This window comes from Desulfobacter sp. (genome assembly GCA_028768525.1).
In the GTDB taxonomy this organism is placed as follows: domain Bacteria; phylum Desulfobacterota; class Desulfobacteria; order Desulfobacterales; family Desulfobacteraceae; genus Desulfobacter.
Genome location: CP054837.1, coordinates 1,783,449 through 1,809,124 on the forward strand (window position 1 = coordinate 1,783,449; position 25,676 = coordinate 1,809,124).

Annotated in this window: 21 protein-coding genes and 2 tRNA genes; 7 read left to right on the forward strand and 16 right to left on the reverse strand. The window is 56.5% G+C overall.

Annotated elements, in window-relative coordinates:
• Positions 1-61: 61 nt before the first annotated feature.
• Positions 62-217 carry a hypothetical protein gene (locus tag HUN04_08240; GenBank protein ID WDP89704.1) on the reverse strand — a complete coding sequence of 52 codons (156 nt, stop codon included), beginning with the start codon at positions 215-217 and terminating at the stop codon, positions 62-64.
• Positions 218-331: 114 nt separating this feature from the next.
• On the reverse strand, positions 332-1,618 hold the full coding sequence (locus HUN04_08245; GenBank protein ID WDP89705.1) for an acetyl-CoA C-acetyltransferase: 1,287 nt from the start codon (positions 1,616-1,618) through the stop codon (positions 332-334).
• A gap of 103 nt (positions 1,619-1,721) precedes the next feature.
• On the opposite strand from HUN04_08245, the gene HUN04_08250 reads away from it, so the two are divergent.
• From HUN04_08250 to HUN04_08260, 3 genes are all read left to right on the forward strand, one after another.
• Positions 1,722-2,513, forward strand: a complete 792-nt coding sequence (locus HUN04_08250) for an NRDE family protein (protein WDP89706.1) — start codon at positions 1,722-1,724, stop codon at positions 2,511-2,513.
• Positions 2,510-4,003 (forward strand): hypothetical protein, encoded by a 1,494-nt coding sequence (locus HUN04_08255; GenBank protein ID WDP89707.1) that lies wholly within the window; start codon positions 2,510-2,512, stop codon positions 4,001-4,003. Before HUN04_08250 ends, HUN04_08255 begins: the two co-directional genes overlap by 4 nt.
• A 119-nt stretch (positions 4,004-4,122) precedes the next feature.
• Positions 4,123-7,221, forward strand: a complete 3,099-nt coding sequence (locus tag HUN04_08260) for a trypsin-like peptidase domain-containing protein (GenBank protein WDP89708.1) — start codon at positions 4,123-4,125, stop codon at positions 7,219-7,221.
• A gap of 23 nt (positions 7,222-7,244) precedes the next feature.
• On the opposite strand, the gene HUN04_08265 is transcribed toward HUN04_08260, so the two are convergent.
• The 11 genes from HUN04_08265 to hisH all read right to left on the reverse strand — a co-directional run bounded on the left by HUN04_08265 (position 7,245) and on the right by hisH (position 17,311).
• Positions 7,245-8,579, reverse strand: a complete 1,335-nt coding sequence (locus tag HUN04_08265) for a replication-associated recombination protein A (protein ID WDP89709.1) — start codon at positions 8,577-8,579, stop codon at positions 7,245-7,247.
• 2 nt (positions 8,580-8,581) lie between these two features.
• Complete coding sequence (gene der / locus HUN04_08270; protein ID WDP89710.1) at positions 8,582-10,033, reverse strand: ribosome biogenesis GTPase Der; 1,452 nt, start codon at positions 10,031-10,033, stop codon at positions 8,582-8,584.
• A gap of 82 nt (positions 10,034-10,115) precedes the next feature.
• Positions 10,116-11,945, reverse strand: coding sequence for a tetratricopeptide repeat protein (locus HUN04_08275; GenBank protein WDP89711.1), 1,830 nt, complete (start codon positions 11,943-11,945; stop codon positions 10,116-10,118).
• Positions 11,946-12,117: 172 nt separating this feature from the next.
• Positions 12,118-12,300, reverse strand: coding sequence for a hypothetical protein (locus HUN04_08280; GenBank protein ID WDP89712.1), 183 nt, complete (start codon positions 12,298-12,300; stop codon positions 12,118-12,120).
• Between the two features lie 275 nt (positions 12,301-12,575).
• Complete coding sequence (locus HUN04_08285) at positions 12,576-12,884, reverse strand: hypothetical protein (GenBank protein WDP89713.1); 309 nt, start codon at positions 12,882-12,884, stop codon at positions 12,576-12,578.
• Positions 12,885-12,984: 100 nt separating this feature from the next.
• Positions 12,985-14,169, reverse strand: coding sequence for a UDP-4-amino-4,6-dideoxy-N-acetyl-beta-L-altrosamine transaminase (gene pseC, locus HUN04_08290; protein WDP93210.1), 1,185 nt, complete (start codon positions 14,167-14,169; stop codon positions 12,985-12,987).
• Between the two features lie 111 nt (positions 14,170-14,280).
• Positions 14,281-14,358 (reverse strand) — tRNA-Glu (locus HUN04_08295).
• A 31-nt stretch (positions 14,359-14,389) separates the two neighbouring features.
• Positions 14,390-14,465 (reverse strand) — tRNA-Lys (locus HUN04_08300).
• A 113-nt stretch (positions 14,466-14,578) separates the two neighbouring features.
• On the reverse strand, positions 14,579-15,877 hold the full coding sequence (locus HUN04_08305; protein WDP89714.1) for an N-acetyl sugar amidotransferase: 1,299 nt from the start codon (positions 15,875-15,877) through the stop codon (positions 14,579-14,581).
• 34 nt (positions 15,878-15,911) lie between these two features.
• Complete coding sequence (gene hisF, locus HUN04_08310; protein WDP89715.1) at positions 15,912-16,676, reverse strand: imidazole glycerol phosphate synthase subunit HisF; 765 nt, start codon at positions 16,674-16,676, stop codon at positions 15,912-15,914.
• Between the two features lie 11 nt (positions 16,677-16,687).
• The gene (gene hisH / locus HUN04_08315) at positions 16,688-17,311 is read right to left on the reverse strand and encodes an imidazole glycerol phosphate synthase subunit HisH (protein WDP89716.1); all 624 of its coding nucleotides are present in this window, start codon (positions 17,309-17,311) and stop codon (positions 16,688-16,690) included.
• A gap of 144 nt (positions 17,312-17,455) precedes the next feature.
• On the opposite strand from hisH, the gene HUN04_08320 reads away from it, so the two are divergent.
• Genes HUN04_08320 through pseI form a run of 4 tightly spaced genes read left to right on the forward strand, consistent with a single transcriptional unit; the run spans position 17,456 to position 22,792 of the window.
• On the forward strand, positions 17,456-18,640 hold the full coding sequence (locus tag HUN04_08320; protein ID WDP89717.1) for a hypothetical protein: 1,185 nt from the start codon (positions 17,456-17,458) through the stop codon (positions 18,638-18,640).
• Positions 18,633-20,717: a hypothetical protein gene (locus HUN04_08325; protein ID WDP89718.1), complete on the forward strand. Its 2,085-nt coding sequence runs from the start codon at positions 18,633-18,635 to the stop codon at positions 20,715-20,717. The genes HUN04_08320 and HUN04_08325 overlap by 8 nt, the downstream gene beginning before the upstream one ends.
• A gap of 10 nt (positions 20,718-20,727) precedes the next feature.
• On the forward strand, positions 20,728-21,765 hold the full coding sequence (pseG, locus tag HUN04_08330; protein ID WDP89719.1) for a UDP-2,4-diacetamido-2,4,6-trideoxy-beta-L-altropyranose hydrolase: 1,038 nt from the start codon (positions 20,728-20,730) through the stop codon (positions 21,763-21,765).
• Positions 21,755-22,792, forward strand: coding sequence for a pseudaminic acid synthase (gene pseI, locus HUN04_08335; GenBank protein ID WDP89720.1), 1,038 nt, complete (start codon positions 21,755-21,757; stop codon positions 22,790-22,792). The genes pseG and pseI overlap by 11 nt, the downstream gene beginning before the upstream one ends.
• Here pseI and HUN04_08340 read toward each other — a convergent pair.
• From HUN04_08340 to pseB, 3 genes are read right to left on the reverse strand one after another with little or no spacing between them, the layout of a single operon-like run.
• Positions 22,787-23,557: an acylneuraminate cytidylyltransferase family protein gene (locus HUN04_08340; GenBank protein ID WDP89721.1), complete on the reverse strand. Its 771-nt coding sequence runs from the start codon at positions 23,555-23,557 to the stop codon at positions 22,787-22,789. The two genes, pseI and HUN04_08340, sit on opposite strands and share 6 nt — an antisense overlap.
• On the reverse strand, positions 23,554-24,621 hold the full coding sequence (locus HUN04_08345) for an N-acetylneuraminate synthase family protein (GenBank protein WDP89722.1): 1,068 nt from the start codon (positions 24,619-24,621) through the stop codon (positions 23,554-23,556). Before HUN04_08345 ends, HUN04_08340 begins: the two co-directional genes overlap by 4 nt.
• The gene (pseB, locus tag HUN04_08350) at positions 24,621-25,610 is read right to left on the reverse strand and encodes a UDP-N-acetylglucosamine 4,6-dehydratase (inverting) (protein ID WDP89723.1); all 990 of its coding nucleotides are present in this window, start codon (positions 25,608-25,610) and stop codon (positions 24,621-24,623) included. Before pseB ends, HUN04_08345 begins: the two co-directional genes overlap by 1 nt.
• Positions 25,611-25,676: the final 66 nt, after the last annotated feature.

A 25,676-nucleotide genomic window follows, 5' to 3' on the forward strand; every position in this document is an offset into this window, starting at 1 on the left:
AAGCCGCAGCATGCAAACTTGCACGGCTGCGGCTTTACGCGGACAAATAATAATGCCGGTGTTAGCTGCTGATGATCCCCAGCGCAGCCAGCACAAGCAGGACTTCATAAATGATGACCTGTGTCCAGCTTCCGAAGAAATGGTAAACAATGCCGCCCCCGACGATGGCGGGAACAGCCGTGTAAATCAATATACCGAGTTTGCGGGGAATATCCATATTGCTACACCTCTTTATTCAATTCAAATTCAATTATTTACACAATAAAAATATCTCAGGGTGTCTTACCATTTTAGTTTGTTTAAGTAAAGGCAAAACTACCCTGATATCCTGCTATCTCTCAATAATCATGGCCATGCCCATGCCGCCGCCGATGCACATGGAAATCAGCCCCGTGCCGTAGCCTTTTCGCTGCATCTGGTGGATGGCCGTGACCATCTGCCGGGCACCGGTACAGCCGATGGGGTGGCCCAGTGAGATGCCGGACCCCAGTTCATTGGGTGTTTCCACATCAATGTCCAGTTCACGCATGCAGCCGATGGCCTGGGCGGCGAAGGCTTCGTTGAGTTCGATCATGTCGATGTCGGCCAGGGCCATGCCGGTCTGCTTGAGGACCTTTTTCACGGCAGGTACAGGTCCCAGACCCATGTAAGCGGGATCCAGTCCGCCGGAGGAGAAGGCCTTCACACGGGCCATCACCTCCAGCCCCAGTTCCTTGGCCTTTTCTTCGGACATCATGAGCACGGCGGCGGCCCCGTCGTTGATCCCCGAGGCGTTGCCCGCGGTGACGCTGCCGTCTTTTCTGAATGCCGGCCTCAGTTTTCCCAATTTTTCCATACTGGTTTCCATGGGCCGCTCATCCTTGTCCACCACTGTATCGCCCCTGCGGGAGGAAATGGTGACGGGAACGATTTCCTGGGCAAAGGTGCCGTCGTTGACCGCAGCAAAAGCCCGGTTATGGCTGAGCAGGGCCAGCTGGTCCTGTTCTTCCCTGGAAATCCCGTATTTTTCAACTATATTTTCAGCGGTCTGCCCCATGTGGTAGCCATAGAAGATTTCATAGAGGCCGTCGTAAACCATGAGATCGTGTACCGGTCCCTGGCCGGTGAGTTCCATGCGGTGTCCCCATCTGGCCTTGAGCAGTGCCATGGGTGCGTTGCTCATGCTTTCCTGGCCGCCGGCAAGAATGACATCGGCCTGGCCGGCCATGATGGCCTGGGCCCCCAGGGCGATGGCCTTGAGCCCGGAGCCGCAGATTTTATTGACAGTAAATGCCGTGGTCTGGCGGCAGATACCCGCCTTGATCATGGCCTGGCGGGTGGTATTCTGTCCCTGGCCGGCCTGGAGAACGTTGCCCATGATCACTTCATCCAAAAAAATCTCTTTGAGATCGTCCCCGTAATCGTATCCTTTTTTCTCCAGGTCGATCATGCCCTGGTCCTTGAGGGCGTCGGGGGAAAATTGTGCCTGGGCCGGATCCAGGGCCGGTTTCAGCCCCACCCGTTTGAGGACATCTTTCATTACACAGGTGCCCAAATCAACCACAGGAACTGCTTTTAATGAACCGCCGAAAGAGCCTACAGGAGTCCGAACTCCGCTGACGATGACCACATTTTGCATGTACACCTCCAACTTATAATTGATTTTTTCTTAGCAACCGATACAATGCTTCTACAAATAGGTCCCATAGCAAAGAGACAGATAAAAAACAAGGGAAACTGCGGTGTGCCTGATCCTGTTCTCCATTGACCCATCCGACGACTATTCGCTTATTCTGGCGGCAAACCGGGATGAATTCTATGCCCGCCCCACCCGTCCCATGTCCTTTTGGCCGGGAACGCCCCGTATCCTGGCTGGCAAAGATCTTGAAGCCGGGGGTACCTGGTTCGGTGCCGGGCCTTCCGGCCGGTTCGCCGCCCTGACCAACTACCGGGACCTGGGCCGGATAAAAACCAATGCCCCCTCCAGGGGCGGACTGATTCCGGAATTCCTGGCATTTCAAGGCGCTGTCACTGATTTTCTCTCAGCCCTGGACAAAAAAGCCGGGGCATACAGCGGGTTTAACCTGCTTGCGGGAGAAGCAGGCAGGCAGGTATACTGGTATTCCAACATAACCCGGAAAACAGTGACGGTGACCCAGGGTATTCACGGCTTGAGCAACAGCCTGCTGGACAGCCCCTGGCCAAAGGTCACTTTGGGAAAGACAGCCCTTGAATCCGCCATAAAAAAAGATCCCCGTGACAATGAATTGCTGTTCTCGCTGCTGGCAGACACCAACCGTCCCCCGGATCACCGCCTCCCGGATACCGGGGTCGGGCTTGAATGGGAAAGGATACTCTCTCCCCTGTTCATTGAAAGCGACACATACGGCACCAGAAGCTCCACCCTGATGCGGATCGCAGCAGCGGGGAAAATTGAAATCCTCGAAAGGACATGGGCTGACGCCGGCTCCAACCAGGACCGGACATTCGCCCTGGAATACACAGCAGACAAAACACCCGAGGCCAACCAATGAAAACAGATGTCGTTGTGGTCGGATGGGGACAGACCACCCAGCCCAAAAACGTGGAATCCGCAGCACAGGGCCCCATGGGGCTGATGGTCCAGGCCGCCCTGTCCGCCGCCCGCAAACTCAAACACCCGGAGTGCCTGCCGGCGGTGGACGGTATTTTCATCGTCAAAAGTTTGAGCGCTTTTTATCCAGATCCGGCCCGGGAATTGGCAGGGCGCATTGGGGCAGCCCCGAAATTTCTCTTTGAGTCGGAAATCGGGGGCAATTCCCCCCAGACCCTTGTCAACAAAGCCGCTGCCATGATCGCCAGAAATGAACTGAACATGGCACTGGTGGCCGGGGCCGAGGCCTATGTCCCCAGAACACCGGGGGAGGTCAGGTCTGACAATGCCCTGCTCAAAGGCATCCCAGAAGATTATAAAGGGGAGGACGCCCAGGGGGTCACCCCGCTGGAAGCCCGGTACGGCATCCGGCATCCCATACACGGATTCCCCCTTTTTGAAACAGCCCTGTGGGCGGCATCGGGAAAGGAGATCGGTCCCTACCTGAAAGATGTGGCAGGGTTCTGGGCCGGATTCAGCCGGGCAGCCGCCGCCCATCCCTATTCCTGGACAAAAACCCCGAAAACCCCTGAAGAAATCCTGAGACCCACCCCCCAAAACCGGCCCATTGCCTTTCCTTACACCAAATACATGAATTCCTTCGTTACCGTGGACATGGGCGCTGCCGTCATCCTCATGTCGGCGGAATATGCCCGCTCCCACGGGGCGGCCCGGGGCAGGAGGGTCTATTTTTGCGGGGGCGGATTCGCCAAAGACCGCCAGCCCTATATGATAGACAAAACGGATTTCACCTCAAGCCCGCCCCTGGCGGCGGCAGCCCGAAAAGCCCTGCACCGTTCGGGCCTCACCATTTCGGATATGGACGCCTTTGACCTGTACTCCTGTTTTCCCTGTGCCGTCTCCATTGCAAAGAAAATGCTGGGAATCACAGCAGAGGATCCCCGCCCCATGACCCTCACCGGCGGCCTGGGGTTTTTCGGGGGGCCGGGCAACAACTACAACCTCCACGCCGTGGCCACCCTCTGCGGCCGTATTGCCGACGGCCAGGCCACCACCGGCATGGCCACGGCCCTGGGCTGGTTCATGCAGAAACATGCCGCCGGCATCTATTCGGCAATCCCGACGAAAAATTCCCTGGCGGAAATGGACAGAGAAGACGAAAACGATTTCCTGGCAGGGGACAGTCCCATGGAGGTGGATCCGGCCCCCACCGGCAGGGGCATTATAGAGACCTATACCATCGTCTACCGCCGGGACCAGATCCCGGAATACGCCGTCATTTACGGCAGAACCGAAAAAGGACTCCGATTCATCGCCCGCGCCCCGGATGACCCGGCGGTTTACCACCGGCTCTCACATGAAAACATGGTGGAAAAAACCGTATCCCTGGCACCGGAGCCGGAATCGGGTCTTACCCTTGCCATTCCATAACGCCCGGCGGCAAACAGTTGCCCTCAATGCCCGCCGGAGCGCTTGAAGTTTTCCCCCCATGTGGTAATCTTATAGTTAGGTAATACCCAGGTCCCCCGGACAGAAAACAGGAGGGATAAATGAAACGGTGTTCATCATGCGGACAAATTCTGGCCCAGCGCATCAAAAGGTGCCCGGCCTGCGGCGGACGCCAGACCGCCGGGATGACCGCTGTTGACGATTACCGGATCATCGCCGTCATTCATGAAGGCCGCTCATCCCTGGTCTGCAGGGCCGTAAAAAAAAAGCATGACCATCCGGTCACCATCCGGGTGTTTACGGACCAGTCCGGGGTGGATACCGCTGTTGCCGCCCGCCTTGAAAAAGAACTGGATACCCTGTCCAGACTGCCGCCGGATCTTTTTGTCCAGCACTACGCCATCCGCCAAAGCCGGGAGGGACTCTGGTACCGGATCAGCGAATGGGTGGATGCCGACAACTGGGGCTCCATCTTTGTATCGGGCATCCTGAACGATCAGCGCCGGATGGCCACCCTCTTCTATAATATTGCCACGGCCCTGGAATGCCTCCATGCCCACGACCATTTTATGCCCTATCTCATCCTTGATGATATTCTCCTGCCCCGGGATCGGACCCGTCACCTTTCGGTTAAAATCAATTACAAACTCTCCCGATTTCTCAACGCCCGGGCCACTCACCACGGCCCCATGCTCCAGAAACTGCTCCAATGCCATCCGGACATCATCAATAAAAGGGCCATTGATTTCAGATCCGGAATCTGGTCTTTGGGCAAAGTGTTTGCCGAACTGCTCACGGCAGACCCCAATCTGACAGAATTTTCATCCCGAATCGACCGGATTGAAGGACTGGATCCCAAGCTTGCGGTATTGGTAAAGGTAATGCTTTCCGATGACCCGGACCTGCGGCCCCAGTCCATGGCCAAGGTGGTCCAAACCCTTGAACGTATCCTTGATACCATCCCCCCCGGCCCGGTATACCAGATTCCGGAAAAAAACGGTCACCGCCTGCTGGGCCATCCACGGTTCAAGCTGATGGCAGCCCTGATCCTTGTGGTAATCACCTGTCTTGCCGCGGCAGGCACCGCCTTTTATATGATCCGCGCCCCGTCAGACAGGCCTCACCCAACACCCCCTCCCCTTGAATCCCACACCCGGTCCGTAGGATTTTTAATGGTGGAATACTGGCTGGCCCATCAGGAAAAAATCTTTTATAAAAACAAGGTGGAGGGTACAGCATTTCTGGTAGATAAAAACGGATATCTCCTCACCAACCGCCATGTGGCCTGTCCCTGGCTGGAAGACGCCACTCTCCTCCAGATCCGGAACCGGTTCGGGGAACAGGATATCCGGTTCGGGCGCCGGATGTACCTCTGGTTTGAGGGGGCAAAGGCATTTAACCGGTACCAGGAATTTGACCGTAGCGCAGACCCGGCCGATGCCTATTACCTGGCAGGTGCCTTTAAAACCGGAGGAAAAGGGAATCTCAGGGTGGCAGGTGTTCCCAGGGAACCCCGCCGCCCGGGAGAACGGCGCAACCGCCCATTCAAAAACGACTTTGCCGTTTTAAAAATAGACGATCCGCCGGAGGGTATCCTTCCCATTCCCCTGGCGAGTGACACGGCCCCGGAAGATATTAAACGCCTTTCCCCGGTGATCATCATGGGATTTCCCCTGGGCAGCCAGACCCAGGACGAATATGTCAATGCCAGCATGACCCGGGGTTATGTCCGGCGGACATCCCGGGAACTGATCCAGGTGGATTCATCCATCTACAAGGGAAACAGCGGGGGGCCCGCCATCAATGAACAGGGCCGGGTCATCGGTATTGCATCCGGGGTGATCACTGACCAGCCCATGGGGCATATTCCCCTGAAAACCCCGCTGTCGGATTTCGGCCTGGTGCTTCCCATTGCAGGGCCGGCCGGTTTCGTGGAAAGTCTTAAAGCGGGGCAGGCCAAATGGGATGGAATGCTTGATTTTGCCCTGGAAAAAAAACTGGCCCGGGTGGTGGAGCTGGCGGAAGCCGGAAATTTCAAAGGGGCTGCCGATACGGCCCGCAGCCTGCTGGCAGAAAGCCGGAACCCTGCCCTTTTGTTCACCGCAGCGCTCATGGACTTCTGCGCCAACGACCTTGATGCCTCCCGCAGCCTTTTTGCCCGGCTGCTCTCCATTGAGGGGGAAAATATGGCCTCCCGGCTCATGCTTTATACTATCGACCGGCTGGAGAACCGGGAAAGAAGCCGGGATCTTACCGCTCCCCTGTTTTCCCTCTCCTGGGACCACCCCGACGAATTCCAGGGATTTCTGGCAAGGGTTCTGGAATCCGGCCGGCCCATGGATCCTGAAAACATCGAATATGAAAACCGGTATGAAAAAGCCTGGCGGACATTTATCCTTGGACTAGTCATGGAGACAGAAAACCGACCGGGCCGGGCCATTGCCCTCTATAAGCAGGTGGTGTTCACCGCCGGCGCCAACGACCACCTTTACTTTATGGCCGCCTCCCGGCTGGCCCTCCTGCTGGCAGGCCGGGCAGCCTATGGGGAAAATCCGGAAACCGCCCCCCCTGGAGAGGATGAGCTCTGGAAAGAAGCGGCCCGCAGACGGGAAAAAGCAAAAAAAGACTATGACGCCGCCGTCGAACTGATTCAAAAAGTGGAAACAGAGGATCTGCCGTCCAAGGAAAAAACCCAGGCCTTTGAAAGCTTGCTTACCCTTTCACCGGACAATCGGACCATCATGGGGCGGGCCGCCTTTTTCCATGCCAGGGAGGGCAGATGGGACCAGTCTGTCTCCTATATTGACCGGTACTTTAAGGAACGGATGAGGGAAACCGCCATGGGTCTGAGCCTGGGGCTGCTCAAAGGGCAGCTCTTAAAACTGGCCGGCAAGGGCAACGGATGCCGGAAATATCTGAATCAGCTGCGGGACCAGATCCAAAACCCCTGGTACCGGATCATGGTCCGGGCGCTGCTGGAAAAAACGGATGAAACGAAGCTGATGAAACTGGCTGCGGGCCGGCCTTCAAGATTGATCATCCTTCATACCGCCCTGGGACTGGATGCAGAAGCCGCCGGGGACCGGGAGGAAGCCGCCCGCCATTACCGTGAAGCCCTGGGCACCTATCTGGATGACTGGAACGAGTATGACCTGGCATGGGCCCGGCTGGCAGAGCTCAAATCGCAGCAGACCAATTAGCCCCCTTAGCGCGACCGCCCCGATTATTTTCCAGAGCGGCCGGCCTCTTCCTTGAGGGCAATCCAGGCTTCCAGCCGCTGTTTTACGGTTTTTTCATATCCCCGGGGGGTGGGGAAGTAGAAGCGGTCTCCCGCCATGGCATCGGGAAGGTAGGACTGGGGCACGTATCCGTCCTTATGGTCGTGGGCGTATTTATACCCCTTGCCGTAGCCCATTGTCTTCATCAGACCGGTGGGGGCGTTGCGGATATGCATGGGCACGGGCTGGGATCCGTTTTCCCGGACCGCCTGCCGCACCGCCTTATGGGCCGCGTACACGGCATTGCTTTTGGGGGCTGTGGCCAGATACACCGCTGCCTGGAAAAGGGAGCCGTCTCCTTCAGGGCGTCCCAGCCGGCGGAAGGAAGCGTCCGCATTCATGGCCATGGTCAGGGCCCCTGGATCGGCCAGGCCGATATCCTCGGTGGCGAACCGGATCATCCGGCGCAGCATGTAAATGGGATCGTCGCCCCCGGCCAGCATCCGCTCCAGCCAGTAAATGGCGGCATCGGGGTCCGACCCTCTCAGGCTCTTGATAAAGGCGGAAATCAGGTTGTAATGTTCCTCACCGGCCTTATCATGGCGCAGGATTTTCTTCTCCATGGCCGTTTCAATATCCTTCACCTCGACCGGTTTTTCCCCGCCCCAGTGCAGGGCTGCGGTTTCCAGGTTGGTCAGGGCCATGCGGGCATCCCCGTCGGATACATCGGCAATGTGGGCCAGGGCCTCGGAGGCAAAGGCATTCTCTGCCAGTCCCAGGCCGCAGGTTTTATCTGTCAGGGCCCGCCCCAGAATTCTGAGGATATCCTGTTTTCCCAGACTGTTCAGGGTGAATACCCGGCACCGGGAAACCAGGGCCGGATTCACCTCAAATGACGGGTTCTCCGTGGTGGCGCCGATGAGGGTGATGAGCCCGTTTTCCACATGGAAGAGAAAGGCATCCTGCTGGGCCTTGTTGAAGCGGTGGATTTCGTCCACAAAAAGCAGGGTCCGCCGTTTGTACAGTTTCCGGTTTTCCTTTGCCTGCTCAATGATCTGCCGCACCTCCTTCACCCCGGAGAGCACGGCGGAAATCTTGACACATTCGCTCCGGGTCTCTTTGGCAATGATATTGGCCAGAGTGGTCTTGCCGCAGCCCGGCGGCCCCCAGAGGATCATGGAAAAGACACGGTCCTTGGAAACGGCCTTTTCCAGCAGGGTGCCGGGGCCGGTAACCTGCTCCTGGCCGATGACATCCTTAAGGGCGGCGGGCCGCATACGGTCGGCAAGGGGGGCATCCTTGGACATCTCTTCGATGGCCTGGCGATCAAATAAATCCATTATCAGCTGTGCTTCTGATCCCGTTCACGTTTCCTGCGGCTCTGCTCCTTACGCTGTTGCTGGCGCTTCACGGTAATTTTTTTCTTTTTCTTCTGGATCCGCTGGAACTCCCGGGTGTTGCCAGAGAATTCTATTTTACCGGTTTTTTCCCTGAAATAGAGCCGGATGGGGGTCAGGCTTAAAGGAATCATCTGGCGCAGCTGGTTCATCAGGTAACGGTGGTAGGAAAAATGGACCGCCTTGGGATAATTGACAAAACAGACAAAGGTGGGGGGCTTGGACGCCACCTGGGTGGAATAGAAAAACTTGATCCGCCGGCCCTTGTGCAGGGAGGGTTCCTCCCGGTATACCGCATCCTCAATGATCCGGTTGACCGTGCCCGTATTCACCCGGGTGCAGTATTCCTTGTGCACCTTGAGGACCTGGTCGAAAATTTTGTGGCAGCGCTGGCCGGTTTTGGCGGAAATGGTCATGGCCGGCGCATAGGAGAGGAACTTGGCCATCTGGCGCAGTTCCTTTAGAAAAGCCTGCTGTCCCTTTTCCGACTTGTCGATGAGGTCCCATTTATTGAGCAGGAAGATGGCACCGCAGCCCCGCTTTTCCGCATAGCCGGCAATGGTGATATCCTGGTCGGTGATCCCTTCTTCGCTGTCGATGAGGATCAGGGCGACATCGCAGTCATCCATGCTGTCCAGGGACTTGAGGATGGAAAATTTTTCCAGCTTATCCGTAACCTTGCCCTTGCGCCGGATACCGGCGGTATCCTTGAGCACGAATTCCCGGCCCTTGTGGGTGACAGAGAGTTCAATGGCATCCCGGGTGGTGCCGGCTTTATGGTTGACCACGACCCGCTGCTCACCGAAAAGCCGGTTGGCCAGCGAGGATTTGCCCACATTGGGCCGGCCCACGATGGCAATGCGGATGGGGCCGGTTTCGTCGTCGCCTTCCTCTTCAAGGCTCTCCGGCATATCTTCGGTAAGTTCATCCAGAAAATCGCCAAGCCCAAGGCCATGCTCACCGGAAACCAGGTAGAAATTGTCCACTCCAAGGGAATAAAACTCTCCCAGTTCATCTTCCTGGCGCAGGCTTTCAATCTTATTAATCAGGTAAAAGACGGGTTTGTCAGTACGCCGCAGCAAGTCGGCCATGTCCCGGTCATAGGGGGAGAGCCCCTCCCGGCCGTCCAGAATGAAGACCAGGAAATCGGCCTGGTCCACGGCCTTGAGTACCTGCGTCTTAATCTGGGAAGCGAAATAATCGTCGTCGGAACTCAGGTACCCGCCGGTGTCGATAAGGGTGAAGGCCTTGTCATTCCACCGGGCATCGGCAAAATGCCGGTCCCGGGTCACCCCGGGCATATCATCCACCAGGGCCTGGCGGGATTTTGTAATTCTGTTGAATAATGTGGATTTTCCCACATTGGGCCGGCCCAGCAGGGCCACAACCGGTTTCATAGTCTAACCTCTATTTTCATTTAACAAATAGATAAGTATACACCATTCGCAAAATTTTATAAACACCTGGAAATTCGAATTATTAATGGAGCCCCAGTTCCGTCAGCCGGTTCAGGATACGGACGGTCAGTTCCCTGTCTTTGTAGGGCAGGCGCTGCTCCCAGTTTTCCGGGCAGGTATCATGAATGGCCTCGGCCGCGGCCTTGATGTGCTGTTCGATTTTGCCGGATTTCCCCAGGGCATCGTAGGTCAGGGCCAGGTAGGCGTGGGAGGGCCAGAAATAGGGATCCTTGTTCAAGGCACGCAGAAAAATATCCTCGGCCTTTTCATAGGCGCCGGAGAGGAAATAGGCGTGGCCCAGATTCCACATGGCCCAGGCCGGGTATTTGGGGTCCAGTCGCATGGCCTGCTCCAGAAAGGCCACCGCTTCCTTGGGCCGTCCGGCCCAGGCCAGTTGCTCCCCCATGCCGGCCAGCCACTTGGCATTCCCCGGTTCCAGGGAAATGGCTTTCTCAATCTTGACGATGCCTTTTTTATGATGGTGGGTCCAGAGATAGAAATGGCCCAGAAGGCCATAGCCTTCACTGTCCTCAGGATCCAGGGCAATGGCTTTTTCGGCCAGGGCCCTGGCTTGTTCAAGGAAAACGTAATCCCGGTTGAGCCCGAAAATCCAGTCCACCAGGATGGTGTGCCCCAGGGCGGCATGGGCCCGGGCATACCCCGGGTCAAGGGCCACTGCCTTTTCGAACATTTCCCGGGCCCGGGCGGTGCCGTTTTTCATCTTTCCGGACATCAGCTCCATGCCCCTCAGATAATAGTCATAGGCCCCGAGATCCACCGTTGATTTTTTTGATATCCGCTGCCGGTCGCCGGAGGTCAGCTCAACCGCCAGGGCGGTGACAATCTTCTGGCGCACCTCATCCTGGACAGAAAATATATCCTGGATACCCCGGTCATACCGCTGGGCCCAGACATGGCCTTCAGTGTCGGCATCAATGAGCTGGGCCGTTATCCTCACCCGGTCACCCTGTTTTCTGACACTGCCTTCCAGCACATATTTCACCCCCAGTTCCCTGCCGATCTCCTTGATGGTTAAGGGGTTGTCCTTGTAGGCAAACACCGAATTCCGGGCAATGACAAAGAGGCCGGACACCTGGGAAAGGTCGGTGATGAGGTCTTCAGTAAGTCCGTCGGAAAAATATTCCTGGTCCGGGTCACGGCTCATGTTCACAAAGGGAAGGACAGCCAGGCTCGGTTTTTTGGGCAGGTGCAGGGCCATGAGCTTTTCTTTTAAAATACCCGGCCCGTTGACCACCCGAGTTACGGCATTTTTATGGCGAAACCAGGCCAGGCCTGCCGCAAGGCAGATACAGACCAGCAAAAAACCAAGCCGCCTTCGCCGGCGGATTCTGGGGTCGTCATGGCGGCAGGCATACACCAGTTGTCCCGGCTTCTTTGGATCGGGCATCACCCGGTAGACCCGGATCTTATCGGAAATATTCTTCAGAGATTTTTCACCCAGGAATTCATACCCCACGGGGAGGAGCTTTTTCACCTGATCAAAGGCAGAACCGGAGATACAGATTCCCCCGGCCGGGGCAATGCTTTCCAGCCGGGCCGCAATGTTCAGGCCGTCGCCGTAAATCTGAGCCCCGTCTTCAATTACATCCCCCAGGTTGATGCCGATCCTGAACTCCATTTTCCGGTTGCTGGGCAGTTCTTTATTTCTCTCCTTCAACGCCTCCTGAATCCTGACGGCGCATTGCACGGCATCGGCCACAGAAGAGAATTCCGATAGAATATTGTCTCCCGGGGAATCCACCACCCGGCCCTTGTGGCCCTGAATCTGGGAAGACATGAGACTGCGGCAGGCTTTGAGCATCTTAACGGTTTCCACGTCATCCTCGGACATCAGCCGGGAATAATCCTTAACGTCCATGGAAACGATGGCGGCAAGCTTGCGTGTTATGTTCCGTTGATCTCGGTCGATGGTACATCCTGCCTTGTCTGAGAATATTAGTGAAGTTGCGCATAAACATATTGGCAAGGAACAGGGATGTCAATCGCCAAAATGTTAAAAAAGGTTAAGAAACACCTTTTCGGCCGGCCGTGTCCGGAACAAAATCCAGGGTATAGCCGATCTTCTCTTCCAGTGGCAGGGCCGAAGGGAAAACGGCATGAAAGAGATGCACCCATTCTTTTTCCACGATTTTGATTGTCTCAGCGGTGTTGGCGGTCACCGGCCATTCGCCCCGGGCACGTCTCAATTTCCGGGAAAGATTTCCAGCCGGCCGTTAAAAGGTCCGGGGCTCACCCACCAGGCCACCATGCATTCAGGGGTAAGGTGTCTGAGTATGGGGCTGCAGATTACCCGGGGAAGGGGCGGGGCGTCATTCATCTATTTTTGTCCCATTGATCACCGATTGCGAGGCCAGAATGGCACAGGCAACGGCTATATCTTTTTCCAGACACAAATAAAAACGGGCAACCGACTCCATTTTCCGGAAAGCGGCTGCCCGATGTGTTGTTCAATTGCCCGGTATCAGGCGTACATACTGACACCCAGGTTCTTTTTCTTCTGGGAATATTCACGCTGGAGCCGGCTTTTCTCCTGCTGGTATTCGCGTTCTAGGGCCTTGGCATCGTTGGAATAACTCTGATCCAATCTCTGCTCTTTTTCCTCATAGGTCTGCTTCAGGGATGAGGCTTCAGTGGAAAGGGTCACCGTGTCCTGCCGGTTTTCGGTCTGATCGGTATTTGATTCAAGGGCCCTGGCAGTGGTGTGGCTTTGATAGATCTGATGACCCGCATATCTTTGGGATATACTGTTATTTGACATATTGGTCAGCATTGGCTCGTCCCCCTGTCTAAAGCACTAGTTGAATCATATATCCAAAACCACCCCGTGTCAATTTTTTTTAATGCTGGGTCGAAGCAAATTATCTATATTGTCAAGCACTTCCCCTTCCCAGGCCATCCAAAAATGCCTTCACCCGATTCACCACGGCCTGCACCTGGTCATCGACCATATCCGGAAACAGCGGCAGACTCAGGCATTGGGAGTAATAGGCTTCGGCATTGGGGCATTTCCCCTTATGGTAATGATATTTTCCAGCGTAATAGGGCTGAAAATATATGGGTATATAGTGAACCTGGGTAAATATTCCGGCTTGTTTCAGGAAATGATAGGCGGCTTTTCTCACTTCAGGACCGCCCGGGAACTGGAGGGGATAAAGATGGGGACAGGCGTGGGCAACGGTTCCCCCCCCGGGCAATATCAAATCCGCGCGGTCCCGGAAAGCCCGATTGTATAATCCCACGATTTCACGGCGGCGGGCCTTGAACCGGTCAAGGCGGGCCAACTGTGAGTGCCCCAGGGCGCATTGAAAATCGGTGATCCGATAGTTGAATCCCATATCGGACATTTCATAGTACCAGTCTTCACCTTGGTCTTTTGCCGCCTCCGGCCTTTCCATGCCGTGGTGCCTCAGGGACCGCATCCGTTGGGCCAGATCGGCGTCATTGGTCATAACGGCCCCGCCTTCGCCGGTGGTGATATTTTTCACCGGATGGAAAGAAAAGACAGCCAGGTCCGAATGGGCGCAGGACCCGCAGGCGTATGTTTTTCCGCCAAATTCATATTGGGAGCCCAGGGCATGGGCCGCATCTTCAATCACGTGGAATCCGTATTCCCCTGCCAGACGGTATATGGCGGACAGATCCGCGGCCGTCCCGGCGAAATCAACGGGGATCACCACCTTTGGCGGTCCATTCCCCCGGCAATAATCCGCCAGGGCCCCAGGGCAAAGGCAGAGGGAAGCCGGGTCGATATCAATAAAATCAGCCCGTCCCCCGCAGTATTCAATGCAGTTGGCAGAGGCCAGGAAAGAATTGGGAGAGGTCAGCCCCACATCGCCGGGCCCTACCCCCAGGGCCATGCAGGCCAGATGAAGGGCGGCGGTGCCGTTGGCACAGGCCACGGCATGGGCCGCACCGGTGAGCCGGCAGAGCTCCGCCTCAAAGGCTTCAACCTTGGGGCCTGTTGTCAGAAAAGGGGATTCCAGGGTTCGGACAACGGCCCGGATGTCGGACGGGTCAATGCTCTGGCGGCCGTAGGGTAAAAAATATTTATCCATTCTATCTCCCATGGGCGGATCTCCTTTCAGATGACTCCCGGGCTCCCCGGTTGTGCCCATGCCAACACAAAAAGGCCCCCGGCATTGCTGCCGAGAGCCTTAGTATCAAAGTGGCGTCCCCAAGGGGATTCGAACCCCTGTCGCCGGCGTGAAAGGCCGGTGTCCTGGACCGGGCTAGACGATGGGGACGCATGGGCTTTTCGGACGCCGCAGGTTGTTATGGTGGGCCGTGTTGGGCTCGAACCAACGACTCTCTGCTTAAAAGGCAGATACTCTACCAACTGAGTTAACGGCCCGCGGGCTGTTCCGAAAAACAGAGGCAATTTATATGTTTTCCCGGTCATTGTCAACCATTTTTTTATTTTTTTTGAAATTCCCCGATTCCAAAAAAGAGTTTCAAAATCAGATTTCAGAGCACCCTGAATTTCATATCCTTTTCATCAAAGGCCGGATCCCCGGAGGGCTCCGGCGGAAGCTCCGGATTAAAATACAATTGCCTGTTTTCAGGTCCGAAGGTCCGTTCTCCGGCCTGGCCCACCCGGGCGGCCTCTGTAAATTCGGTTGTTGCATGGTTGGCAACCGAGTCCCGAACCTGCCATTGCCCGTCTTTTTTCTCCCAGATTTCCGGATCCCTCATGGGGGAAATCATTTCATGGAACTCATCCTCCGTGATTTCCAGAAACCCAAGGTAGGCGGCCAGTGTTTCCGGCACCTGGCTGTCGTACCGTTTCACCAGTTCGATGCCCTCTTCCCGGGTCATACGGCCGTGGCGGATTTCCATGGAGGCGTCGTCCGTGGCCCTGCCGTATCCGAATTTAAGGTATTTTAGATAATCATGTACGGCATTGGCATGGTCCTCTATTTTCGAATAGAGATTAAAGCTCCTCTCCTTTTCACGGCAGAGGGTGCCAAAGCCCCATTTTTCAATCATCTCCCTGGCATGGGCCCGGGCATCCCAAAAGAAAAAATTGCTCAGATAGATCCCCTTCACCCCCACCCGTTCAATGGCCTCATCGGAAGGATAAATATAGGGGACAAGGTCCTTAAGGGTAATTTCTCCCTTTGACTTATCCACCAGGTCGGCCGGTTCAAAGCCCCGCATATCATGCTCTTTCCGGGTCCATTTGGTAAACTCCACAAAATCCTCCAGGGAAACCACCCCGGTCAGCTCGGCAAACCCGTGCTCCCCCCAGACGATGAGGGGAATATTTTTCTCCACCGCCACCTGGAAGGGAACGGTGCGGATGCCGGCGTGGTAGTGCCAGGTCAAGTCCCCCACGGTCTCCAGCATAAACCTGGCCACCTTTTTCACCGACCTGGGGTTGGCCGTGACCCGCACCAGGTCGCATCCGGATTTTTCCACCAGGTTCCCCAGATTCCGGATGCCGGCCTCAGTATTAAAGATATGGTTGAAGGTCACCAAAAGGGGGGTCATCCCGTAGACTTCCTTGAGCAGGTAGACCTGGTAGTGGCTGTCCTTGCCACCGGAAACCGGTATGATGCAGTCGTAAATATTTCCCCGGGTTTGGGCCTCCTGCCGGGCCTCCTCCAGGATTTGCCGGAAGATCTTCTCCCGTTCATCCCAATCGATTTCCAGCGTCTGCCGGGATTCGTGGTATTTGCATCCGCTGCAGATGCCGTCTTCATCGTCTAATAATATGGTGGGTTTTGCATTCTCAGGATAGAGGCATCTGGCACAATATCTCATGATCTCTTTCTTTCCAACTTCGCTTTAAATTCATTCAAAGGGCCCTGAACCCATGGCCCCGGTCTATTAAATACTGCTTGGCCTTTTTGGTGCTCTGCTCGGTGTAATGAAAGATATTGGCGGCGGCCACGGCATCGGCGCCGGCCTCTTCTATCCCCAATGCCAGGTGCTCCCAGGTAAAAACGCCCCCCATGGCAATCACCGGCGCATTCACATGCCGGCCCACGGCCCGGATCAGGTCAAGGGCGTATCCCTTTCGGTTGCCGTCGTGTTCCAGGGAATTGACGAACAATTCGCCAGCCCCCAAATCCACGGCCCGCTTTGCCCAGTCCACCGCGGACACAGGCTGGGGGGACCTGCCCCGGTCCACCACCACCTGCCAGTCACCGGCCCCATCCCGGACGGCATCAATGGAAACCACCACGCACTGGCTGCCGAACCGACCGGCCAGTTCCGTCACCAATCGGGGGGACTGAAAGGCCTGGGTATTGACCACCACCTTATCCGCCCCGTGGGACAGCAGTTCCCTGGCATCGGCCGGGTCTGCCACCCATCCCCCGGCGGACAGGGGGACGAAACACTGGGATGAAATGCGGTCCAGGGCGTCCAGAAAAAGGGGCCGGCCGGATTTCTCCCGGGTGACATCCAAAAGGACAATTTCATCCACGGCCCAGCGGTTAAAGCTTTCCACGGCATGGATGGGGTCGTAATGGATGATATTGGTGTGCTTGAACCTCACGCTCTGGACCACCTGGCCCCGGCGCAGGAGAATCACGGCAATCAGCCTGTTTTTCAGCATCGCCCCCCCGCTTAACCCCGGCGCTCAAGCCCGATGAAATTTTTTATCAATGCCAGCCCGGCGGCCTGGCTCTTTTCCGGATGGAACTGGACCCCCATGAGATTATCTTTGGCCACCACGGAGGCAAAGGAGCCGCCGTAACCCGTCTCCGCCAGCACATGGGAAGGGTCCCCGGCACCAAAAAAATAGGAGTGGGCAAAATAAAAATCCCTCTGGTCCCCAATCCCCTGGAGCAGGGGGTGGTCCTGCCTGATTTCGATATGGTTCCACCCCATGTGGGGCACCCGCAATACCCCACCCTGGGGCGCCAATGGGCGAATCTCACCCGGAATCAGGTCCAGCCCCTCGCAGACGCCGAACTCATGGCTGACACCGGCCAGCAACTGCATCCCAAGGCAGATGCCCAGCAGGTATTTACCCTGGCTGGCCTGCTCTTGGATGGCCGCGTCGAACTCCCTTTCCCGCAGCCGCTCCATGGCCGGGGCAAAAGCCCCCACCCCCGGCAGGATAAACCGTGAGCACCGGGCCATCTCCCCCGGCCGCTCCACCACTTTCAGGGGCTGGTCCGTGCAATAGGCCACGGCATTGGCAACGGAGCGGATATTGCCCGCCCCGTAATCGATGATTCCGATCATATCTGAGTTAAGGTCCTTTTAATTTTCTTTCATTCAGCTTCATCTTATGGCAATATCCTTACATGCAAAAATAAAACCATATCGGCCGAAATAAGGAATACCACCTTCAACCCCTGAAATCCATACCTGAAAAGCGATACGCCTATGGAGAATTCCCGGAAAACCCCCAAACTGATCTGGCTGCTCCAATCCAACCAGGTCACCCCCAATCTATATGAATATCTCAAACTGCTGAGAACCCGGATGGCCCACCTCCTGGACCTGGTATTTATGATCCCGGACACCTCGGCGGATATCCCCGAAAAGATCCCGGAGCTGGACCCCGTCTCTTTTAAGGTGGGACGCCGGTCCACATCCCATAACTACGATGCCTTCAAGGTCAAACGGGGCATCCTGGAAAAGGGCAGGTTCACCCACGGGTTGAATTTTGCCGACACCCTGCTCCTGGACGATTTTTCCGGCGGGGGCGTCATCCAGACCAGCCTGGACCTGGACCCGCCGGAAGGAACCGTGGGCATCATCCTTCAAATCCCCCACCCCCTGGGTTCATCGGAAGCCGAAGAGCGGGTATTCCATGCCGCCGTAAACTGGGCCGCGGCATCCAAGCTGCCCTCCATCGGTTACGAACTGCTGCCCCTGGATACCCGGTGGCATCTGGCCCCCTCCCTGCCCGACGGGGTCATCACCCGGACAAAGGAAAGCTTCGACCAGATGACACGGGTGCTGGGGCACACCAATATCTGGTGCCTGCCCCTGTACGAATCCTCCATCTTCACCTCGGTGGCCACGGCCTTCAACCTCAACGGGGCAAAGGCCGCCTACCACTACAAATCCACCCTGAAAATTCCGGAAGCAAGGACGGTGCTCTACCTGCCCCACAATGTGGCCATGATCTACGAATACCAGGAACTGCTGCGGATCATCGCCCCCCTGGGAAAAGAGATCCACCTCATGTTTGCCTACGGGGCAGACCAGGTCAGGGGGGCCTATACCCAGCAGGAAATGGTTGAAACCATTTACAGGAAAGAGCTGGACCGGTTCGCGGGATTTTCCTTCCATGACCTGAACGCGCCCTGGGAGATGATGGCGGCGGATGCACTGCTGAGCTGCAGCGCCTGTTTCCAGACCGTCATTGCCCAGGAAAAAAACATTCCCTCAATTATCTACGACCCCATGCTCCCCCCGGAATCCCTTGGTTTCAAACAGCGGTTCAACGGGGCGGAGCCCGTCCGAAATGCCCTGGAAGCCCTGATCCTTGAAAAGAAAATAAAAAAGGAATTCGGCACCATTTTCATGGAAGTGGCAAGGAGTATGACCGCCAATGGATAAATTCTGGACAGACAAAAAAATTGTTGCCTATATTGCCCTGCCCCATCATACCCGTTTTATTATACCGGTGATGGAGCGGCTTGCCGCCCTGGGGGCAAAGACCAAATACATCGTGGGCCAGGCCGAACGGTCCCAGGAAATGACCGCCATCAATCTGGGCCTGCCCTATTCCCATGTTTTTGATTATATCAACCCAGAGGACCGCAAGGAGATTTCGGATAATTACACCCGGCTGGCCGCCACCTTTTCCGGTTCGCTTAAACAGGAATTTCTCCTGGGCACCCTGCCGGTGACCGTGGCGGATAAAACCCTGATGGCCACGGCCATGGAATATGTGGGGTTTAAAAACATCATTGAGCAGGAAAAGCCGGATATCTGCTTTGCCCTCCATGAGCTCAACAGGTGGGGCAAGCTCTTCGCCTTCTGGGCCAAAAAAGCCAATATCCCCTTTATCGCCCTCCAGGAGGGGCTCTCATATGACCTGGACTTCGGCTACTCCGGCCATGCCCAGTACGCCACCCTGAACCTGGTATGGGGCCAGCGGGTAAAAAAAAAGATGACCGGATTTGAAGCCCCGGGGTCAAAAATGATTGTAACGGGGAATACCCACCTGGCCAGGGAAATCCAACGCCAGAAAGAGGAAGGGAGACGGGAAAAGATACGAAGGGCTTATAAGGCCCAAAAGGATTTTCTATGCCTGTTGATCCTTTCGGCCGTTCTGCCGCCGCCGGAGCAGTTCGCCCCCCTGGTAAAGGCCGTCGAAAAGGCAAAAGGCCTTAAGCTCTTTGTCAAATTCCACCCGGCCTGCAAACGCCACGAAATGGATGGCTGGATAGACTGCCTGCTCCAGGGGAAGTCACCCCATATCCGGTTCATCCACGAAGAGGAAAACACCTATGACCTGATCTCCGCCGCCGATGTGGTGGTGCTGGGCCAGAAAAGCACCACCGGGCTTGAAGCCCTATCCCTGGGCAAGCCCCTGGTCAAACTGGACACGGCCTATGATCCCAAGGGGCCCTACTCCTTTGTGGACCAGGGGGTGGCCGCCAAAATGAGCGCGAAAGAACTGGCCCGGCACCTGGAAAAGGGCATAGATTTCAATGACCTTACGGACAGGAACAAGGTGGCCGCCTACTTGGAAAACGAACTGGCCGATACCAGCACCGCCATAGAGCGGGTCTGCCGGGTATTTGAAACGGCCATCCGGGCTAACCGCACCCGGGAAACGCCAATTACCATCCCAGCCCTGGAAAAAACAAAGGACTGGACCTTTGTGGTTGAGGTGCCGGAAAACCGGGAGGATATTTTTCTGGCCCAGTTGGAAGCCATTGCCGTCAACTCGGAAAAGGGCCCCTCATATGAGACTTTTTTCCTGGTGCCGGAAAAAATTTCCCAGTCCGTTCGCCGGGTACTGGACTCCTTGGAGGGGGATATGACAAAGATCCCCGCCGCCGGGAAGAGCCCGGAACAGATCCGGCATCTGAACAAGGTCCTTGAAGGGGCAAAGGGGAAAAAACTGGCATTCTTGGACAGGGGGATGGCCCCCCTCTCCGGCTGGCTGGCCCGCCTGGAAGAAGCGGCCGCCCGGTACGGGAAAGACTGGATTTTCGGCACACGGATTGCAGACAACAAGGGAAAAATCGCCCATACCGGCATGGTGGTGGACCGGAACAACACCCCGGTCCCGGCCTACCGGCACCTTGATATCGATTTTGAACATGGGAAAAAGGAGAGGCCGTTCCAGATGGTGGATTACTTCATGGCCGTTGACAAAGAAATATTTTTCAGGACCGGAGGCTTCAGCCCCGGTGCAGGCCCATACATAATTCCGGACTTCTGCCTGAAATTCAGGGATATCTGCGGCCGCCCGGATCCGGCGGTCTACCTCCCAGGGGTGAAAATGATATATCTGGAAGCCCCCTGTGAAAAAACCGATCCCGAGGCGGCCATCTACTTTTATTCCAAATGGCACGGCGCCCTCTGGGAATCCAGGTCCGGATTATGGGAGGCCGACGGGGTATCTGAAAAGGACCTGGCCCATGCCGGCATTTCCGCGGCCATGACCGGCCTCCGTTAAAAGGAAACAAATGGACCACCCGGATCTTTATCTCCGCGCCGACGCTTCATCCCAGATGGGCATGGGCCATCTCATGCGCTGCCTGGCCCTGGCCTCGGCCTGGAACCGGTCAGGGGGCCGGGCCTGTTTCATCACCTTCGCCCCCGGCCGGCTGGCGGAAGAAAAAATCAGGGCCCAAGACATTGAGAGCATTGGGGTCGAACGGCCATGGCCCCACCCGTCCGACCTGTCCCGGACATTGAAGATCCTGGATGCCGGCCGGCATGAAAAGAAATTGCCGTGGCTGGTACTGGACGGCTACCATTTTTCAACGGCCTACCAGAAAGCCATAAAGGACAGAGGCATCCCCCTGGTGGTCATGGACGATTACAACCACCTGGACCATTACCATGCCGATATTATTGTGAACCCCAGTCCCGGCGCCAAGGGGCTGCCCTACCGGCTGTCCGGCAGATGCAAACTTTTAGCCGGCACGGACCATGTGCTTTTGAGGGAGGAATTTTTGTGGGCGCCTGCAGTGAAAAAAGGCCACCCGGAAAAGGCCCGGCGCCTTTTGATCACCCTGGGGGGATCAGACCCCATGAAGATCACCCCGCTCCTCATTGACGCGGTGGCGGCACTGGCGGACCCCGGCCTTGAGACCCGGGTGATCCTGGGCCCGGGATTTTCCGACACCTCCATGCCCGAGGCCCCGGGCATAGAATTGGTCAGAAATCCGGAGATGGCGACTATGATGGCCTGGGCCGACCTGGCCGTAACCGCAGGAGGCAGCACCTGCTGGGAACTCTGCCGCATGGGCCTGCCCTTTATGGTAATCCCGGTGGCCGACAACCAGGAGGCCATTGCATCAGGGCTTGTAAAGAAAATCGGGGCCGTGCATGCCGGGCCGGTTGAAACCCTGAACGCCGAAAAGCTGGCAGATATTCTTAAGCGGCTCATCCATGACCGGCCCTCAAGGGAAAAAATGGGCCGCCTGGGCCGGCGCCTCATCGACGGCAGGGGCGCAGAACGGATTATCCGGCAAATGAAAGAAATTAATGAAAATTAAAAACAGAAAAATAGGCTCCGGCCATCCCCCCTATGTGATTGCGGAAATGTCCGCCAACCACCACCGGGACTTTGACACGGCCCTGGCCATTATTGACGCGGCAAAGGAAGCCGGGGCCGACGCCGTCAAGCTGCAGACCTATACCCCCGACACCCTGACCATCAAATGCAATGAACCGGATTTCATCATAAAGGATACCATCTGGAAGGGCAGGCAGCTTTACGACCTATACCAGGAGGCATTCACCCCGTGGGAGTGGCAGCCAAAGCTCAAGGAAAGAGCCGACGAAATCGGCATCCACCTCTTTTCCACCCCCTTTGACCCCACGGCCGTGGACTTTCTGGAAAAAATGGATGTACCGGCCTATAAAATCGCCTCCTTTGAGCTGGTGGACACTGGCTTGTTAAAAACAGTGGCCCGGACCGGCAAGCCTGTCATCCTATCCACGGGCATGGCCTCTCTGGCAGAAATAGAAGAGGCCGTGGCAACCCTGCGGGCAGCCGGCTGCAGGGCCGCGGCCCTGCTCAAATGCACCTCGGCCTATCCGGCCGATGCCAAGGATGCAAACTTGACCGTCATCCCCTTTCTGGAAGAGACCTTTGGCCTGCCCGCAGGCCTATCGGACCACACCACAGGTTCTGCCGTTGCTGTGGCCGCCGCTGGCCTGGGCGCCGCCATCATTGAAAAACATTTTACCCTCTCCAGAAAAACAAAAGGTCCGGACACCCCCTTTTCCATGGAACCGAAAGAATTCAAATCCATGGTCAGGGACATCCGGACCGCTTATAATGCCGTGGGAGAGATCCGCTTCGAGCCCTCCCCCAGCGAACGAAAAAATATGGTATTCCGGCGTTCGCTCTATGCCGTCCAGGATATTCAGAAAGGCGAAATTCTAACCGGGGACAATATCCGCTCCATCCGGCCGGGATACGGGCTCCCCCCCAGGGAACTGGAAACGGTCCTGGGAAAAAGGGCCCGCCGGCACATTAAAAAAGGCACCCCCCTCTCCCGGAATCTAATTTCATAGACGGTTCTTTAAAAAGATAGGGGCCAGCCGCCTTGCGTTTTCCAGGTCTTCCGGGGTATCGATATCAATGGCCCTGAGCCAGGGAATCTGGTATCCTGCCAGTCTTTCAGGATAAAAGCCGGTGGTAGCGTCAAAGGCCCGGGCCTTCGCCCAGTAAAATGTACCGTTGCTGGCGGTCAGCCTGGGCTGGAACTGGGACTGGCGCCCTGTGTATTCCGGCCATTTATGGGAGAGAAACCCCTCCCGGTTCCGTTCAAGGGCCTGGACCGGCTGAAGGTTGAATTCAGATACCCCCATGACCACATCCGGATCATGATTCAGGCCATTATCCCTGTCATCATCCGCTCTATTATCTAGTCCATTCTCCCGGCCACGATCTGATATAGGCCCCGCTAGGTTTTTGTAAGCCTCTCCTATGTCCTCCGGGGTAATAAAGAGGGCCGTGGCATAGATGCAGCAGAAATAATCCGGAAAATCGCCCTCTTTTTCCAGGGTATCCAGAACATGGGTGCAGACCTGAACCACGGTTGACCGGTCCCGGGCAAGTTCGGCCGGCCGTTCCATCACCCTTGCCCCAAAGGATTCCGCAATGCCGGCAATTTCCTCATCCTCGGTGGAGACAATAACCTGGTCAAAAAGTCCTGAAGCAATGGCCGTCCCTACCGGATAGGAGAGCATGGGCCGTCCCAGAATATCCAGGATATTCTTCCGGGGCAGTCGTTTGGACCCGCCCCGGGCAGGAATCACGGCAACGCACCGGTTCATGAACGCATATCCCCGGGCGTCAGGCAATGGCCGGCCGGCAGGTCCGTCCCAAACACCATCCCCCAGCAGCCCTCAAACCGGTCCGGTGAGATTCCCGTGCCCGGCCGCCTGAACTCCACATTCTCCGGGCAGACCCGTTCTCCTTTCTTTACGGCCGTCCTAAGGAAGGCGCTGCGCCGGACCTTCATCCGCATCTTTTTTTCATGGGCATGGAGCACCCGGCGGGGGCTGCCCATGGCTGTTTCCACCCGGCGGATGGCCTCAATAAAGCCGGCCATATCATGGGGCTCCAGGGAAAAAACATGCTCAGGGCTCCGGAGGGTCCGGTCCAGGGTGATGGTCTTTTCCAGCAGGTGGGCCCCCATGGCCAGGGCCGCCACATCCATCTCCCACCCCGGGGTGTGGTCGGAATAGGCCACGGCCAGTTCCGGAAACATCTGAAGAAGGGTTGGAATCAGCCTCAGATTGATGCTCTCCAGCCGGGCCGGATACCCCGAAGGGCAGTTATGGACAATGATATTGGCGTTCCCTTCGGCCAGGCAGATGTCCACGGCCTGCTCCACCTCTCCCAGGCTGGCATTCCCCGTATCCAGTTGGATGGCCATCCCGGTCCGGGCCGCCCGCCGGATCAGGGGCCAGTGGTTGATGTCCGCCGAGGCGATCTTGACGGAATCACACCCCAGTTCCTCCAGCAGCCGGATATCCGCTTCAAAGCCGGCAGTGGCAAAAAAGGCCAGCCCCAATTCATCGCTGACCGCCTTTACCCGCCGCCACTCTTCCCGGGAAAGGCACCGCCGGCAGAGGATATCATATAGGGTTTCTTCAACCCTTTCGGTCCTCCCGGTGCCGCGATCCGCAAGCACCTCATAGGAAAACAGCTGTTCTTTATCCGCCACCAGCCGGTCCGGGTCAAAAATCTGGAACTTCACGGCATCTGCCCCGGCCCGGGCCGCTTCCCGGATCAGGGCCGTTGCGGTCTCCTCCCCGTCATGGGTAGCCCCGGCCTCAAAGGTGATAAAACATGGTTCTCCCGGCCCCAGCCGCCTCTTTCCAAAACAAACCACTATTTTTTTCCCTCCAGGGAACCGACCATCTCTGTCACCTCTTCCCGGCTCAACTGGTCCCCGCAGGTATCCGAACGGAACTCAAAATCCGTGGCCACCGGCCGAAGCCCGGTTTCATCCACCCGGCTTTCAAAAAAAGGATTATCCGGCTTGATCAGATAAAAATCATCTCCCTCCAGGGTATGCCGGGCCTCATCTTTTGAGATGAGAATCTCATGGAGTTTTTCCCCCTGGCGGATCCCAACAATCTGGGTCCGGCATTCCGGGGCGATATAGGCGGCCAGGTCCATTATCCCCAGGGCTGGAATCTTGGGCACAAAGGTTTCCCCGCCCCGCATCAGATCCAGACTTTTCAGCACAAAATCCACGCCCCGGTCCAGGGTGATCCAGAAACGGGTCATCTCCGGATGGGTGACGGGCAGCACCCCTTCCGCCTTTTTTTTCAGGAAAAACGGAATCACACTTCCCCGGCTCCCAGCCACATTCCCGTACCGGACCACGGAGTACAGACATTTTTTTTGCCCCATAAAGGCATTGGCCGCTATGAACAGCTTTTCAGCACAAAGCTTGGTGGCCCCGTAGAGGTTCACCGGGTTCACCGCCTTGTCCGTACTCAGGGCGATCACCTTTTTCACCCCGCAGTCCGCAGCTACGCTGACAATATTTTCCGCCCCCTGGATATTGGTCCGTATGGATTCCGTAGGATTGTACTCACTGGCCGGCACCTGCTTCATGGCCGCCGCATGGATGATATAATCCACCCCCTGGAATGCCCATTTCAGCCGCTCCCGGTCCCGGACATCCCCGATGAAAAACCGCACCGGGTATTTGCCCCTGGGAAACTTAAGGGCCATATCATACTGTTTGAGTTCATCCCGGCTGAATATGATGATTTTTTTCGGCCGGCACTTTTTTAACAGCACCTCCACACATTTCTGCCCGAAGGACCCGGTGCCTCCGGTGACCAGAATGACTTGATCTTTAAACATGCCTTTTTTTCCTGGTTCTTATCAAAACAAATTATTTACAGAGTGATATAGCAAAAAATATGCCCT

What these genes read in the sequence shown, in the direction of transcription:
- HUN04_08240 (WDP89704.1), bottom strand. Translation starts at nt 217, where the DNA reads ATGGATATTCCCCGCAAACTCGGTATATTGATTTACACGGCTGTTCCC.
- HUN04_08245 (WDP89705.1), bottom strand. Translation starts at nt 1,618, where the DNA reads ATGCAAAATGTGGTCATCGTCAGCGGAGTTCGGACTCCTGTAGGCTCT.
- HUN04_08255 (WDP89707.1), top strand. Translation starts at nt 2,510, where the DNA reads ATGAAAACAGATGTCGTTGTGGTCGGATGGGGACAGACCACCCAGCCC.
- HUN04_08260 (WDP89708.1), top strand. Translation starts at nt 4,123, where the DNA reads ATGAAACGGTGTTCATCATGCGGACAAATTCTGGCCCAGCGCATCAAA.
- HUN04_08265 (WDP89709.1), bottom strand. Translation starts at nt 8,579, where the DNA reads ATGGATTTATTTGATCGCCAGGCCATCGAAGAGATGTCCAAGGATGCC.
- der (WDP89710.1), bottom strand. Translation starts at nt 10,033, where the DNA reads ATGAAACCGGTTGTGGCCCTGCTGGGCCGGCCCAATGTGGGAAAATCC.
- HUN04_08275 (WDP89711.1), bottom strand. Translation starts at nt 11,945, where the DNA reads ATGTCCGAGGATGACGTGGAAACCGTTAAGATGCTCAAAGCCTGCCGC.
- HUN04_08285 (WDP89713.1), bottom strand. Translation starts at nt 12,884, where the DNA reads ATGCTGACCAATATGTCAAATAACAGTATATCCCAAAGATATGCGGGT.
- pseC (WDP93210.1), bottom strand. Translation starts at nt 14,169, where the DNA reads ATGGATAAATATTTTTTACCCTACGGCCGCCAGAGCATTGACCCGTCC.
- HUN04_08305 (WDP89714.1), bottom strand. Translation starts at nt 15,877, where the DNA reads ATGAGATATTGTGCCAGATGCCTCTATCCTGAGAATGCAAAACCCACC.
- hisF (WDP89715.1), bottom strand. Translation starts at nt 16,676, where the DNA reads ATGCTGAAAAACAGGCTGATTGCCGTGATTCTCCTGCGCCGGGGCCAG.
- hisH (WDP89716.1), bottom strand. Translation starts at nt 17,311, where the DNA reads ATGATCGGAATCATCGATTACGGGGCGGGCAATATCCGCTCCGTTGCC.
- HUN04_08320 (WDP89717.1), top strand. Translation starts at nt 17,456, where the DNA reads ATGGAGAATTCCCGGAAAACCCCCAAACTGATCTGGCTGCTCCAATCC.
- HUN04_08325 (WDP89718.1), top strand. Translation starts at nt 18,633, where the DNA reads ATGGATAAATTCTGGACAGACAAAAAAATTGTTGCCTATATTGCCCTG.
- pseG (WDP89719.1), top strand. Translation starts at nt 20,728, where the DNA reads ATGGACCACCCGGATCTTTATCTCCGCGCCGACGCTTCATCCCAGATG.
- pseI (WDP89720.1), top strand. Translation starts at nt 21,755, where the DNA reads ATGAAAATTAAAAACAGAAAAATAGGCTCCGGCCATCCCCCCTATGTG.
- HUN04_08340 (WDP89721.1), bottom strand. Translation starts at nt 23,557, where the DNA reads ATGAACCGGTGCGTTGCCGTGATTCCTGCCCGGGGCGGGTCCAAACGA.
- pseB (WDP89723.1), bottom strand. Translation starts at nt 25,610, where the DNA reads ATGTTTAAAGATCAAGTCATTCTGGTCACCGGAGGCACCGGGTCCTTC.